The 13,525-nt window shown below is 71.3% G+C and carries 13 protein-coding genes; 11 read left to right on the top strand and 2 right to left on the bottom strand.

Features of this window, described 5'->3' with window-relative positions; genetic code table 11:
* Positions 1 to 7: 7 nt before the first annotated feature.
* Complete coding sequence (locus LWC35_RS03370) at positions 8 to 766, bottom strand: FadR/GntR family transcriptional regulator (protein WP_232868389.1); 759 nt, start codon at positions 764 to 766, stop codon at positions 8 to 10.
* Positions 767 to 865: 99 nt separating this feature from the next.
* Between LWC35_RS03370 and LWC35_RS03365 the strand changes: the two genes are divergently transcribed.
* The 3 genes from LWC35_RS03365 (at position 866) to LWC35_RS03355 (ending at position 3,571) form a co-directional block, all read left to right on the top strand.
* A complete protein-coding gene (locus LWC35_RS03365) occupies positions 866 to 1,945 on the top strand; it encodes an acyl-CoA dehydrogenase family protein (protein ID WP_232868388.1) in 1,080 nt (359 codons plus the stop codon).
* A gap of 376 nt (positions 1,946 to 2,321) precedes the next feature.
* Entirely contained in the window at positions 2,322 to 2,969 is a 648-nt protein-coding gene (locus LWC35_RS40105; protein WP_232868387.1) for a helix-turn-helix transcriptional regulator, read from the top strand.
* Entirely contained in the window at positions 2,969 to 3,571 is a 603-nt protein-coding gene (locus LWC35_RS03355; protein WP_232868386.1) for a histidine phosphatase family protein, read from the top strand. Before LWC35_RS40105 ends, LWC35_RS03355 begins: the two co-directional genes overlap by 1 nt.
* A gap of 52 nt (positions 3,572 to 3,623) precedes the next feature.
* On the opposite strand, the gene LWC35_RS40100 is transcribed toward LWC35_RS03355, so the two are convergent.
* Entirely contained in the window at positions 3,624 to 5,357 is a 1,734-nt protein-coding gene (locus tag LWC35_RS40100; RefSeq protein ID WP_232868385.1) for a PEP-utilizing enzyme, read from the bottom strand.
* 146 nt (positions 5,358 to 5,503) lie between these two features.
* Between LWC35_RS40100 and LWC35_RS03345 the strand changes: the two genes are divergently transcribed.
* The 8 genes from LWC35_RS03345 (at position 5,504) to menB (ending at position 13,517) form a co-directional block, all read left to right on the top strand.
* A complete protein-coding gene (locus LWC35_RS03345) occupies positions 5,504 to 6,475 on the top strand; it encodes a DUF7064 domain-containing protein (protein ID WP_232868384.1) in 972 nt (323 codons plus the stop codon).
* A gap of 120 nt (positions 6,476 to 6,595) precedes the next feature.
* A complete protein-coding gene (locus LWC35_RS03340; RefSeq protein WP_232868383.1) occupies positions 6,596 to 7,762 on the top strand; it encodes an acyl-CoA dehydrogenase family protein in 1,167 nt (388 codons plus the stop codon).
* A 65-nt stretch (positions 7,763 to 7,827) separates the two neighbouring features.
* The gene (locus LWC35_RS03335; protein ID WP_232868382.1) at positions 7,828 to 8,592 is read left to right on the top strand and encodes an SDR family NAD(P)-dependent oxidoreductase; all 765 of its coding nucleotides are present in this window, start codon (positions 7,828 to 7,830) and stop codon (positions 8,590 to 8,592) included.
* A complete protein-coding gene (locus LWC35_RS03330) occupies positions 8,593 to 9,765 on the top strand; it encodes a thiolase family protein (protein WP_232868381.1) in 1,173 nt (390 codons plus the stop codon).
* 2 nt (positions 9,766 to 9,767) lie between these two features.
* On the top strand, positions 9,768 to 10,979 hold the full coding sequence (locus LWC35_RS03325) for an acetyl-CoA hydrolase/transferase family protein (protein WP_232868380.1): 1,212 nt from the start codon (positions 9,768 to 9,770) through the stop codon (positions 10,977 to 10,979).
* Positions 10,976 to 11,890 (top strand): hydroxymethylglutaryl-CoA lyase, encoded by a 915-nt coding sequence (locus LWC35_RS03320; RefSeq protein WP_232868379.1) that lies wholly within the window; start codon positions 10,976 to 10,978, stop codon positions 11,888 to 11,890. Before LWC35_RS03325 ends, LWC35_RS03320 begins: the two co-directional genes overlap by 4 nt.
* Before the next feature lie 23 nt (positions 11,891 to 11,913).
* Positions 11,914 to 12,672 carry an SDR family NAD(P)-dependent oxidoreductase gene (locus LWC35_RS03315; protein WP_232868378.1) on the top strand — a complete coding sequence of 253 codons (759 nt, stop codon included), beginning with the start codon at positions 11,914 to 11,916 and terminating at the stop codon, positions 12,670 to 12,672.
* Positions 12,672 to 13,517 carry a 1,4-dihydroxy-2-naphthoyl-CoA synthase gene (gene menB / locus LWC35_RS03310; protein ID WP_232868377.1) on the top strand — a complete coding sequence of 282 codons (846 nt, stop codon included), beginning with the start codon at positions 12,672 to 12,674 and terminating at the stop codon, positions 13,515 to 13,517. The genes LWC35_RS03315 and menB overlap by 1 nt, the downstream gene beginning before the upstream one ends.
* The last annotated feature ends 8 nt before the right edge of the window (positions 13,518 to 13,525 follow it).

Here is a 13,525-nt window from a genome sequence, read left to right as displayed (position 1 = left end):
CGGGACTCTAGTCCTCCTCGGGTACCGCGACCGTCGTGCGCTCGTCCACCTCGAGAGCGGCGGCGGCGTAGGAGTGGACGTGGCGGGTCATCCGACGGACGGCGGCGTCGGCGTCGCGCTCCTTGATCGCCCGGGTGACCGAACGGTGGGCGCGCACGGTGATGTCGCGGACCTCGTCGTTGACGAACCCCTCGTTGTTCGTGGCGGTGTAGATGGCTCTCGACAGGGCCATCATGATGCCGGTCAGGATCTCGTTGTGTCCGGCCGTGGCCACGGCGACGTGCCAGTCGACGTTGGCGCGCAGGAAGGCGTCGAGGTCCGCGCTGGCCGCGATCGCCTCGTTCGTGACCTCGAGCCGGGCCAGGTCACCCGCTGTGCGATGCAGGGCGGCCAGCCGGGCGCACGACGGTTCGATGGCCTCGCGGGTCTCGTGCACCGAGGCCAGCCGCAGTTGCCGTCCGCGGATCAGCAGGTCGAGCGAGCTGGCCACGGACTCCTCGCCGGGCCGCTGGACGAACGCGCCGCCCGCGCGCCCCGCCTTGATCCTGATCAGGCCCTGGACCTCCAGGATCCGGAGGGCCTCGCGGACGGTCGTGCGGCTCATCCGGGTCTGCACGACGAGCTCGCGCTCGGGGGGCAGTGGGGTCCCCTCCGGGTACTCGCCGGAGAGGATGCGTTCGCGCAGCTCGTTGGCGAGGACGTCGGAAGCCTTGGGGACCTCCATCGGGGAGAGTCGGATCGCCGATCTGGCTTCGCCCGTGGTCATGAGGTCCTGCTTTCGTGGTCTAAAGGTCAGACCCAATTTAGCATCGCGAGTGCGGATGCGGTGCACGCGCCGCGTCAGCGAGTCGAGTAGGAGCAATTGATGCGCTGGGAACTCTCCGACGAACAGGCCGACTTCCGCGACGTCCTCGCGGACTGGCTGGGTGAGACGTGCGCCTCGGAGACGCTGCGTGGCTGGTTGGACAGTGGGGACCACGCTGCGTTCGAGGAGCGCTTCGTCGCCGAGGGCTGGTTCGGTGTGGGGACTCCGGAGGACCTGGGCGGCGAGGGCGGAGGCCTCGTCGAGCTGGCCCTCGCCGCAGAGGAGCTGGGCCGCCGAGCCGCACCCGCGGCGGCGTGGCTCGGGTCGATGCTTGCCCTGCCTGCCCTCGCGGGGATGCCGGAAGCGGCGAAGGCGCTCCTGGCGGACGGCATCACCACCGTCCTCACCGTTCCCGCCGGTGCTGTGCCGGGAGCCGCGACAGGGGTCGTCGCGCGGGAGGGTCGGCTCGTCGGCAGCATTCCCGCCGTGCTGGCGGCCGACCGGGCGCAGCGTCTGGTCGTCCCCGTCGCAGGTGACCACGGCACCGTGCTGGAGCTCGTCGAGGTGGCGCAGCCGGGGGTCGTGGTCCACGGTCGGGGTCTCACCGACCGGAGTCGCACGGTCGCGGACGTCGAGCTCGACGGTGCACTCGGCACTGCGATCCCGGTGCACGACGTCGCGGACGTGCTCGACTCCGCGGCGCTGCGTGCCGCCGTGCTGGTGGCCGCGGACTCGCTGGGCGTCATGGAGCAGATGCTCGACGCCACTGTCGACTACGTGCAGCAGCGCAAGCAGTTCGGGGTGCCGATCGGGTCGTTCCAGGCCGTCAAGCACGCCGCGGCGGAGATGTTGGTCAAGGTGGAGGCCGGGCGCTCCATCGTCTACCTCGCGGCCGCCTCGGTGGGGTCGGCGCACGAGGACGCGCCGCTGCACGCGGCGGCGGCGAAGGCGCAGGTCTGCGCGGCGGCCTCGGCCGCGGCCGACTCGGCCCTCACCCTGCACGGGGCCATCGGCTACACCTGGGAGCACGACCTGCAGATCTTCTACAAGCGCGCGAAGCTCGACGCGGAACTGTTCGGGTCGCCCGCCGCGTGGAACGACCGGCTCGCCCGCCGGCTCGCGCTGCTCCCGACCCCCTGACAGCCGGCGGCCCGGTTGACAGCGGACGCCGCACATCAGCACGATGGCCATTACGGCCAGACCATTATTACGATGAACCACGCAGAGGCGCGGAGGCGAAGTGGTGGTGGTAGACGCACTGCGCAGTGCGGCACCTGCGGGTCCGCCGGTCAGCATCGGCGCCGCAGCGCGGCTGCGGATCTGCACGGGCGACGCTCTCGCGGAGGAATCGCCCGCGGGAGTCGGTCGGGTCCGGCAGGCGCTCGTGACCTTGCGGGAACCGAGGTCGAGCGAGTACCTCGAGCACGCGGTTCCTGCGGCCGTTCGCCTCCTGGGGTTCGAACGCGCTGCGTACGCCCGGCTTCGCGGACCGGAGTGGGCGCCCACGGCCGAACTCGTGCGCGATGCCGCGTCGAGAGGTCCGATCCCGACGCCGTCCGTCCTCGACGGGGCGTTCGAGGAGCACCGGGTCCTCGTCGAGCACGCCCCCGTCGTCGTGGGCCCGGGATGTGCCCGCCGGTTGCTGCCGGTGGAGTGGTGCCGCAGCTACGTGGCCGTCCCCGTGCTGGGGCGGGGAGCCGTCGTCGGGCTGATCCACGCCGGGTTCGACGATGCCGGCCGCAGGCCGTCCGCCCTGGACCGCGAGGTGCTGTGGACCTTCTCCGAGGCACTGGCCCCGTACTTCGCCTCCGCCCGCGCCGGTGACGCCCTCCGCGACCTGATGGCGCGGGTGTCCCAGGTCGCGGGGGACCTGGGGCGGTTCGGGCCCGCCGCGGTGCCTGCCGCGCCCTCCGCCGTCGCGGCCGCGCTGACCCTGCGCGAGCAGGAGGTGCTGGAGCTGATGGCCGCGGGTCAGACGAACGGTCAGATCGCCCGCCGCCTCGTGATCACCGAGGGCACCGCGAAGTCCCATGTCAAGCGGATCATGCGCAAGCTGCACGCGGCCAACCGGGCGGAGGCCGTGGCGGCCTGGATCCGACCCGAGCTCCCCGCTGCAGGCTCCGTGCACTCCGCCCGCGAGCGCGTCACCGCCGGAAGGAACTGATGGAGCTCCTCCTGGTCCGCCACGCCCGTCCACTCGTCGTCGCGGGGGACGGCGTCACCATCGCCGATCCGCCCCTGACCGCCGAGGGGCGGGCCCAGGCCGCCGTGCTGGCGAAGTCACTGGCCGCGGGCCAGTACGGGGAGGTCGGCGCGGTCGTCACCAGCACGATGCGCCGAGCGCGGGAGACCGCGGCACCCCTCACCGAAGCCCTCGGCCTGGTGGCGGAGGTCGACGAGCGGCTGGTGGAACTCGACCACGGATGGACCACCTACGGGCAGGGCCTCGAGGCCTACCCGACCCGTCGCGCGGCCTACCGGGAGATGAGCGCGGGGCGCTGGTGCGGGAACACCTACGACCCCGCGGCCTTCCGGGCCCGCGTCCGCGCGGGCATGGAGGCGGTGATCGAGCGGCACCCGGAGTCGGTCGTGGCCGTGGTCTGCCACGGTGCCGTGATCAGCGCCTATCTCGCCGAGCTCCTCGGACTCGAGCAGACCGTGTTCCTCGCACCGGACTACTGCTCGGTCACCCGCATCCTCGCGGGGCCGGGAGAGGACCGTGAGGTGCTCTCGGTGAACGAGGCCCTGCACATGCGGCTGAGCTGACACGCGGGAGCACGAGGAGGTCCCGGCCCGATCGGGCCGGGACCTCCTCGGGTCAGTGGACGGTGACGGCGCCGGTGTCACCGTCGACGGTGACGATCGTGCCGTCGACGATGCGGGTCGTGCAGTCCTGGACCGAGACCGCCGCGGGGATGCCGAGCTCCCGGGAGACGATCGCCGCGTGCGAGATCGCCGCGCCCGTCTGGCACACCACGGCACCCGCGGTGAGGAACAGCGGGCCCCAGGAGGAGTCCGTCGTCATCGCGACCAGGACGTCGTCGGGCTCCACCTCGACGTCGTCGACCAGGGAGCGGACGACGCGGGCGGGCCCGGTGTGGCTGCCGGGCGAGACGCCGAGCCCCTGCAGGACGTCACCGGGGACGACGGCGGCGACGACCGTGTCGCTGCGGTCCTCGAAGTCCTCGATCGGCCCCGGCGCACCCTCGAGGATGAACGGCGGCCATTTCGACTCCAACAGCGTCAGGGTCGCCTTGCGCTGGTCGACGAGCTCGGCGAACGGCGCCGGGTTCGCGACGAAGTCGTCGATCTCGTCCCCCATGAGCAGCAGGACGTCCTGCCAGCGGGCGAGCACACCGCGCTGCACGAGGCGGCCGCCGAGCTCGCGCATCGTCATGCGCGCCTCCTCGCACAGCCGGGTGCACTGGACCTTCGTCGCCTCGCGGGCCGGCAGGAACAGGGTCGCGGCGTTGGCGGCGCCGAGGAACTGGCCCTGCAACTCGTTGCCCTCCAGCCGGCGGGCGATCTCGGCCACCGCCGCCTTGCGGTCGGCGGCGAGGTGCGCGGTCCGGATCTCCGGGGAGTGCTCGTCGCCGACCTTGCGGGCGTGGTCGAGCATCCGCAGCGGGATCTCCGGGTGCGAGCCGTAGGTGGGCGAGCGGAACTCCCACACGCTCGGGCCGAGGAAGCCCCAGGAGGCGATGAACTGGTCCCAGCCGGCAAGGAACGCCTTCACGCCGTCGTCGTCGTCCCCGAGGGCGTGCAGCCGGTCGAGGAGCTCGGCGACGCCCTTGTCGAACTCCACGGCCACGGCAGGGGAGTCGCGGACGATCCGCGACAGGTTCCACAGGTCGTAGGACTGCTGCGCGGAGTCGACCTCACCGAGCCCGGACGTGGCCTTCGCGACCAGCTCGCTCGCGCCGACGGCCGCCCCGACCTGCGCGATCAGGCCGGTCACGATGTTGGCGGCGTACAGGTGCACGATGTGGGTGGCGAAGACCGGGCGCATCTCGGCGACCAGCGAGCGGTACCGGTCGACGAGTCCGGTGTCCGAGAGGGTCGTCAGGTCCGGCCGCTCCGCCACCACCTGGTCGATCCGCCGGGTGTGCTCGGCGACCTCGGGCACGTCCGTGGCGGTGAACAGCGAGGTCATCCAGGCGACCATGCGCTCGGTGCACTCGGGGTCCTCGTCGAGCGGGTGCGGCTTGTAGGGCCGCACGTCCGGGTGCTCGCCGAACAGCGACTGGTCGATCGCCTCGGCTGTCATCCCCGGCGTCCGCACGGCGAGGACGCGGGAGATCGAGACGTTGATGTAGACGTAGCCGCCGAAGCAGCCCACCACCTCGCACTCGCCCTCGGGGCGGAAGTCGTCGGGCGTGAAGACCCCGATCCGGTACAGCCCGTCCCGGTAGGCGGCGTCGTACACCCCGGTGCCGAACACGCTCCAGGTGAGCGGGGTCGCGGCGTCCGAGAACACCTCGCCCGTGTTGGCCCGGGTGAAGATGGGGAACCGCTCGCTGGGCAGGTCGTCGCACGGCCACGTCGCTGTCACGCGTCACTCCTCGTCGATCAGGTAGCGGCACGGTAGGCGCCGACGGTGACCTGCGACACGAATACGCGCGAAGTGCTGTCGTAAGGGGTATGGGACGGCTCATTGGAGGTATCGCTCCGCCCGCCACGGAATCGGATACTCGCTGCATGATCACGCCCGAGGACGCGGAGTTCCACCCGAGCGGCACCGCGCGCATGTGGACCGAGACCAACTACTTCGGGTTCGACATCCCGGCCGTCCCCGCGCACGTCGGGCTCTACGCGCTGTTCCGGCCCAACCTGGGAACCGTCAACTCGGCGGTCTTCGTGAACTCCCGCAAGGTCGAGGCGAGCTGGGAGGTCGACTTCTGGGACAGCCGTGCCTACCTGCCGCTGCCCGAGTCCGGCAGCCTGCTCGACTACCGGCTGGACAACGGTCTCGCCGTGCGGTGCCTGGAGCCGAACAAGGTGTGGGAGCTGCGCTACGACAACGGCGAGTCACTGCAGGTCGACGTCCGGTTCGAGGCGCTCATGGAGCCCTTCGACATCCACGACCCGGACATGGACCCGCGGGCCAAGGCCGCCGGGCGTGGTGACCTCTCCGCGGGCGGGGCCTACGCCGGTCACTTCGACATGACCGGTGCGGTGACCGGGCACGTCGTGCTGAACGGGGCCCGCCACGAGGTCGACGCGCTCAGCACGATGGACCACAGCTGGGGCGTCCGGGAAGAGCGCCAGCTGGGCACGATGACCTGGCTGCAGTGCCACTTCTCCCGCGAGCTCGCCCTGCACGCGATGTTCGATTTCGACCCGACGATCGGCCCGGACCGGCCGTTCGAGGCACACCTCACCCACGGCTACGTCCTCGACGGCGGCAAGGCGCTCGGGCTCAAGGAGGGTTCGGCGCGGATGACCCGGAAGGGGATGTACTCCGACACCCTGGAGCTGCACCTGGTGGACGCCCACGACCGGGAGTACCGGGTGCGCGGCGTGGCCCAGACGCGCGCGCCGATCCAGTACTGGCCCGGGTCGATGGCGTTCATGGTCATGCCGCGCTGGGAGATGGGCGACCTGGTCGGGTACGGCACCAGTACGGACTTCCTGGACCTCTACCACTTCACCAGGCTCTACAACAACTGACGGCGATCCGCCCCGAGGTTCGCCGCGCCTCCGCCACGGCGGCGTGAGCCGTGTTCCCGTTTTGGTCTGTCCTTTGTTAGCATCAGACCGGACGAGACGATGCGGTCGTGGAGGTGTGCGGTGGACTTCGAGCTCACCGAGGATCAGGTGACGATCCGGGACGCGGTCCGGGACCTGGCCGGGAAGTTCGACGACCAGTACTGGATGGAGCACGACCGGGACAAGCGGTTCCCGACGGAGTTCTACGACGCGCTGGCGACGGGCGGCTGGCTCGGTATCACCACGCCGGAGGAGTACGGCGGCCACGGCTTCGGCATCACCGAGGCGTCGATCCTGATCGAGGAGGTCGCGAAGTCCGGCGGCGGCATGAACGCCGCCTCGGCGATCCACCTGTCGATCTTCGGCATGCACCCGGTGATCAAGCACGGCTCCGACGAGCTGAAGAAGCGGACCCTGCCGCGGATCGTCGACGGTTCGCTGCACGTGTGCTTCGGGGTGACGGAGCCGGGTGCGGGGCTGGACACCACGCGGATCACCACCTTCGCCAAGCGCGAGGGCGACCACTACCGGGTCAACGGCCGCAAGGTGTGGATCTCGAAGGCCGTCGAGTCGGAGAAGGTCCTGCTGCTGACCCGCACGCAGAAGGTCGACGAGGTCGCGAAGAAGACGGACGGCATGACGCTGTTCCTCACCGACCTCGACCGTTCGAAGATCGACATCCGGCCGATCCCGAAGATGGGGCGCAACGCCGTCACCTCGAACGAGCTGTTCATCGACGACCTGATGATCCCCGTGGAGGACCGCGTCGGCGAAGAGGGCAAGGGCTTCACCTACATCCTCGACGGGCTCAACCCGGAGCGGATGCTGGTCGCGGCCGAGGCGCTCGGACTGGGCCGGGTCGCGCTGGACCGCGCGGTGTCCTACGGCAACCAGCGCGAGGTGTTCGGCCGGCCGATCGGGATGAACCAGGGCCTGCAGTTCCCGCTGGCGGACTCGCTGGCCCGCCTCGACGCGGCGGAGCTGGTGCTGCGCAAGGCGACCTGGCTCTACGACCAGGGCAAGCCGTGCGGCCGTGAGGCCAACACCGCGAAGTACCTGTGCGCCGACGCCGGCTTCCAGGCCGCGGACCGGGCGCTGCAGACCCACGGCGGGATGGGCTACTCCGAGGAGTACAACGTCGCCCGGTACTTCCGGGAGGCCCGCCTGCTCAAGATCGCGCCGCTCAGCCAGGAGATGGTGCTCAACTACCTGGGCTCGCACGTGCTGGGCCTGCCGAGGAGCTACTGAGCCCACCCACCCCGGCGGCTCCGCACGCTCCGCCGACTGCCATCCCCCGAGGAGTGGTTTCACCGATGCCAGCGTTAGAGGTCTTCTCCCTGGACGGCCGCGCGGCCCTGGTCACCGGCGCCGGCGGAGGGATCGGCGCCGCCGTCGCCGCCGCGTTCGCCCGTGCCGGTGCCGCGGTGCTCGTGACGGACGTGGACGAGGACGCGGCCCGTCTGGTCGCCAAGCAGATCGTCGAGGCCGGGGGCAGGGCGGACAGTCAGGTGGTCGACGTCCGCGACCGGGCCGCGGCCGATGCGGCCGCCGCCAAGGCCGCCGACCTCGGGGGCGGGGCGCTGCACATCGTGGTCAACAACGCAGGCGCCATCGCGCCGGCGATGTTCCCCAAGCTGACCGAGGACGCCTTCCGGCGGATCGTCGAGATCCACCTGATGGGGTCGTTCACCGTGTCGCAGGCCGCACTGCCGTTCCTCCCCGACGACGGCAGCGGCCGTATCCTCAACGTCACCTCGGCGGCCGGGCTGGTCGGGACCATCGGGCAGGCCAACTACGGCGCCGCCAAGGCCGGGATCATCGGGCTGACCAAGTCACTCGCCAAGGAGCTGGCGCGCAAGCAGGTCACGGTGAACGCGCTGGCCCCGCTCGCGGCCACCGCCATGACCGAGAACATCCGCAGCAACGAGAAGCTCGCGCAGAAGACGCTCGAGCGTATCCCGCTGCAGCGCTGGGCCGATCCGGACGAGATCGCGGCGAGCTTCGTGTTCCTCGCCTCGCCCGCGGCGGGTTACATCACCGGCCAGGTGCTGCCGGTCGACGGCGGGACGGTGATCTGAGTGCCGTTGCAGGGAAGGGACGTGTTCCTCGTCGAGGGAGCCCGAACCCCGTTCGGCAAGTCGCACCCCGAGAAGGGCTGGTTCCGGCACACCCATCCCAACGATCTGCTCGGCGCGGTCTACCGCGACCTGCTGGGCCGGGCCGGGATCGCACCTGGTGTCGTCGAGGACCTGGTGGTCGGCTGCACCGCCCCGTTCGGGGAGCAGTCCCGCAACATCGGGCGCAACGCCTGGCTGCAGGAGGGCTATCCGCCCGAGGTCCCGGCCGTCGTGCTGGACCGGCGCTGTGGTTCGGCGCAGACCGCGAGCGAGATGGCGGCCTCGCTGGTCGCCTCCGGTGTCCACGACGTCGTGATCGCCGCCGGCGTGGAGCACATGGGCCACGTGCCCATGAACTCGCCCGCGACGATTTCCGAGCTCTACGGCGAGCCGTGGACCGCGCGGATGTGGGAGCAGTACGACTTCGTGCCGCAGGGCGAGAGCGCCGAGCTGATCGCCGAGCGCTGGGACCTCTCGCGCGAGGAGATGGACGAGTTCGCCGCGCGCTCGCATGCGCTCGCCGCCGACGCCATCGAGGCGGGCCGGTTCGACGCGGAGCTGATCGACTGGGAGCTCGACGGCGAGGTGCGCCGGGGCGACCAGACCGTCCGCCCGGGCACGACCGTGGAGACCCTGGCCGGGCTGAAGACGGTGTTCCGCACCGAGAACGGCCGGATCACCGCGGGCACGTCGTCCCCGATCTGCGACGGCGCCGCCGGTGTCCTGCTGGCCTCGCAGGAGGCCGTCGACGCCCACGGGTTGACCCCGAGGGCGAGGATCCTGGACCAGACCACGGTCGGCGTGGACCCCGTCATCATGCTGACCGGGCCCATTCCTGCGACTCACAAGCTGTTGGAGCGCAACGGGCTGGCCATCGGCGACATCGACCTGTTCGAGGTCAACGAGGCGTTCAGCTCGGTGGTGCTCGCCTGGCAGCGCGAGCTCAAGCCGGACATGGACCGGGTGAACGTCAACGGCGGCGCCATAGCCCTGGGCCACCCCGTCGGCGCGACCGGCGGACGGCTGCTGGCCGCGATCGTCGCCGAGATGGAGCGCCGTGACGTCGAGCTGGGCCTCGTCACCATGTGCTGCGGCGGCGGCCTCGGCACCGCGACCCTGCTGCAGCGGGTCTGACCATGGACCTGCGCCCGTACGTCCAGGCCGGTGCCGGGGTCTGGTGGAGCCAGGCGGGCGCCGAGGCCACCCCGCTCGTCGACGCCCTGCTGGACCAGGTCTCCGATATCGGGCCGGTGCGCGCGTTCGGCGGGCTGACCTTCAACCGGCGGCTGCGCGAGGTGCCGCCGGAGGTCACGCTCGTCTCGTACGGGGCGATGGGGGAGCTGCGGCGCAACCGCACGCTCCAGGTCGTGCCTGCGCACTATTCCGTCCTCCCGCGGCTGTTCGCCGAGCGCGTCCTACCCGGCGACGTCGGGCTGGTGCAGGTCTCCCCACCCGGCCCGGACGGCGTGTGCTCGCTCGGCATCGGCGTGGACTACGCCGGTGACGCCGTGCGGCACAGCAGGATCCTGGTCGGCGAGATCAACCACCGGATGCCCGCCACCACGGGCACGCCCGGCATCCCACTCGACCGCTTCGCCGCGACCATCGAGACGGACCGGCCGGTCCCCGAGGCCCCGGACCGCGCGCCGGACGCCGTGGACGAGGCCATCGCCGCGCGCGTCGCCGAGCTGGTGGAGGACGGGGACACCGTGCAGATGGGCGTCGGCGCGCTGCCCACGGCGATCATGGACGGCCTGGCGGGCCACCGCGACCTCGGCTTCCACTCCGGCATGCTGACTGACGGCGTGCTGCGGCTGGTGGAGAAGGGCGTGCTCACCGGGCGGCGCAAGGAGATCGACGAAGGCGTGCTCGTCACCGGCACCGCCATCGGCTCCGCGGAGCTCTACGCCAGGCTCGGCGAGCTGCCGGTGCGGTTCCGGCCCGCGAGCTACACCCATGATCCCGGCGTGCTCGCCCGGCTGCGTCGCCTCGTCGCGATCAACTCGGCCGTCGAGGTGGACCTGTCCGGTCAGGTCGGGAGCGAGGCCGTGGGCGGGCGCTACCTCGGGGGCATCGGCGGGCAGGCCGACTTCTCCGGAGCCGCCGCCCGCACCGGCGCCCGGTCGATCATCGCGCTGCGGTCCACGGCGGGAGGGGCGTCGACGATCGTGCCGGCTCTGCGCGGTCCGGTCAGCACCGGCCGGGCGGACGTCGATGTCGTCGTCACCGAGCACGGCAGCGCCTGGCTGCGCGGCTGTCCCCACGACGAGTACGGCGCGCGGCTGGTCGCCGTCGCCGCCCCCGAACACCGCGACGCCCTCATCCGGGCACTGCAGGAGAGGTCATGACGAAGGTCCACATCCGCGAGGTCGGGCCGCGCGACGGCTTCCAGAACGAGCCCGAGCGCATCGCGACCGACGACAAGATCCGGCTGATCGAGGCCCTGGCACGGGCGGGTTTCGAGCGTATCGAGGTCGCGAGCTTCGTGCGTCCGGACGTCATCCCGCAGCTGGCGGACGGTGTCGAGGTGCTGAACCGGATCGACGTCCCGGACCACGTGAAGCTCATGGTCCTGATCCCCAACAGCCGCGGGCTGGACAACGCGCTGAAGGTGCGGGAGACGTTTCACGAGGCCGCGATCTTCGTGAGCGCCTCGGAGACGCACAACAAGAAGAACGTGAACCGCGCGGTCGCGGAGACCATGGCGGACAACGAGGTCATGGCCAAGCGGATCCGGGCCGAGGGCCTGCACTGCGCCGCCGTCGTGGCGACATCCTTCGGCTGTCCCTACGAGGGCAAGGTCGAGCTGGGCCGGGTGCTGGACCTGGCCGAGCGCTTCGCCGAGGCCGGGGCCACGGAGATCGGCTTCGGCGACACCACCGGCATGTGCAACCCCGCCTACGCGCGCGAGTTCTTCACCGCGGCGCTCGAGCGGCTGCCCGGGGTGGAGGTCACCGCGCACTTCCACAACACCCGCGGCCAGGGCCTGGCCAACGCCTACGCCGCCCTCGACGCGGGCTGCACGAGCTTCGAGGCCAGCTTCGGTGAGCTGGGCGGCTGCCCGGTGCCGAAGGGCTCGACGGGCAACATCGCCACCGAGGACCTGGTGAGCATGTTCCACGAGATGGGCGTCGAGACGGGCCTGGACCTGCCCGCGGTGATCGAGGCCGCGCGGGAGGCCCAGCGGGTGCTCGGCCGGACCCTGACCAGCCACTCGTTGATCGCCGGTCCCATCGACTGGCATCTGCAGGACGCCTGACCATCCCCGAGGACGGAGAACTCATGAGCAACCGCACCGCGTTCGTCACCGGCGGCGCCCAGGGCATCGGCCAGGGCATCGCCACCACCCTCGGCGCAGGCGGCTTCAAGGTCGCCGTCGTCGACCTCGACCTGGAGGCCGCGCAGGCCACCGCGCAGTCGATCGTCGCCGCCGGTGGCACCGCCACCGCCGTGCAGGCGGACGTCACCGACAGCGCCGCCGTGCAGGCCGCGGTCAAGACCGTGACCGACGAGCTCGGCCCCGTCGAGATCGCCGTCAACAACGCGGGCTGGGACGACTTCATGCCGTTCGTGAAGACGACCGAGGAGTTCTGGGACCGCATCCTGGACATCAACTTCAAGGGCATGCTGCGGGTGACCCACGCCGTGGTGCCCGGGATGATCGAGCGCGGCTTCGGGCGCGTCATCAACATCGGGTCCGACGCCGGCCGGGTCGGCTCGTCTCTGGAGGCCGTCTACTCCGGCGCGAAGGGCGGCACCATCGCCTTCACCAAGACCCTCGCTCGCGAGGTCGCGACCAAGGGCGTCACCGCGAACACGGTGTGCCCCGGCCCCACGGACACCCCGGCGCTGCGCAAGTTCGCGGACAACTCCGGCCAGGACGCGGACAAGGTGCTGGGCGGCATGACCAAGGCCGTGCCGATGAAGCGCCTCGCCGTGCCCGAGGACGTCGCGGCCGCCGTCGCGTTCTTCGCCTCCGACGCCGCCGGCTACATCACGGGCCAGACGCTGTCCGTCAGCGGCGGCCTGACGATGGCCTGATGCGCGTCTCCGGGCCGCGCCTGCCCGTGGAGTGGACGTCTGTCGGGAAGTACGACGACATCCGTCTGGACCACTCCGGCGACGGCATCGCCAAGATCACGATCTGCAGGCCGGAGGTGCGCAACGCCTTCCGCCCGCAGACCCTGATCGAGGTGTCCGACGCGCTGACCCGCTCCCGCGAGGACGGCTCGATCGGCGTGATCGTGCTGACCGGCGAGGGGCCGGACGCCTTCTGCTCGGGCGGTGACCAGCGCGTCCGAGGTGACACCGGGTACCTCGAGGAGCCCGGGGGTGTCGGACGCTTCCACGTCACGGACCTGCAGGTGCAGATCCGAAGGCTGCCCAAGCCCGTCGTCGCGATGGGGGCGGGCTACGCCGTCGGCGGTGGCCACGTGCTGCACCTGACCTGCGACCTGACGATCGCGGCGGACAACGCCCGGTTCGGCCAGGTCGGCCCCAAGGTCGGCTCGTTCGACGGAGGGTTCGGCGCCGGGCTGCTCGCCCAGCAGGTCGGACAGAAGCGGGCCAAGGAGTTCTGGCTGCTCTGCGAGCAGTACGACGCCGTCGAGGCCAAGGAGATGGGCCTGGTCAACTCCGTGGTGCCACTGGCCGAGCTGGAGACTGAGACCGTCGCCTGGGCCCGGCGGATGCTCCAGCTCTCGCCGATGGCGCTGCGGCTGTGCAAGGCGAGCTTCCACGCCGCCGAGGACGGCCTCGCCGGCCTCCAGCAGCTGGCGCACGACACCAACCTGCTCTTCTACGCCACCGAGGAGGCCCAGGAGGGCCGCGAGGCGTACAAGGCCAAGCGCACCCCTGACTTCAGCGCGTTCCCGCGCCGGGCCTGAGAGGACGA

It is taken from the genome of Pseudonocardia kujensis, from assembly GCF_021283305.1.
GTDB classification, from domain to species: domain Bacteria; phylum Actinomycetota; class Actinomycetes; order Mycobacteriales; family Pseudonocardiaceae; genus Pseudonocardia; species Pseudonocardia kujensis.
This window is presented reverse-complemented; position numbering and strand designations above follow the sequence as displayed.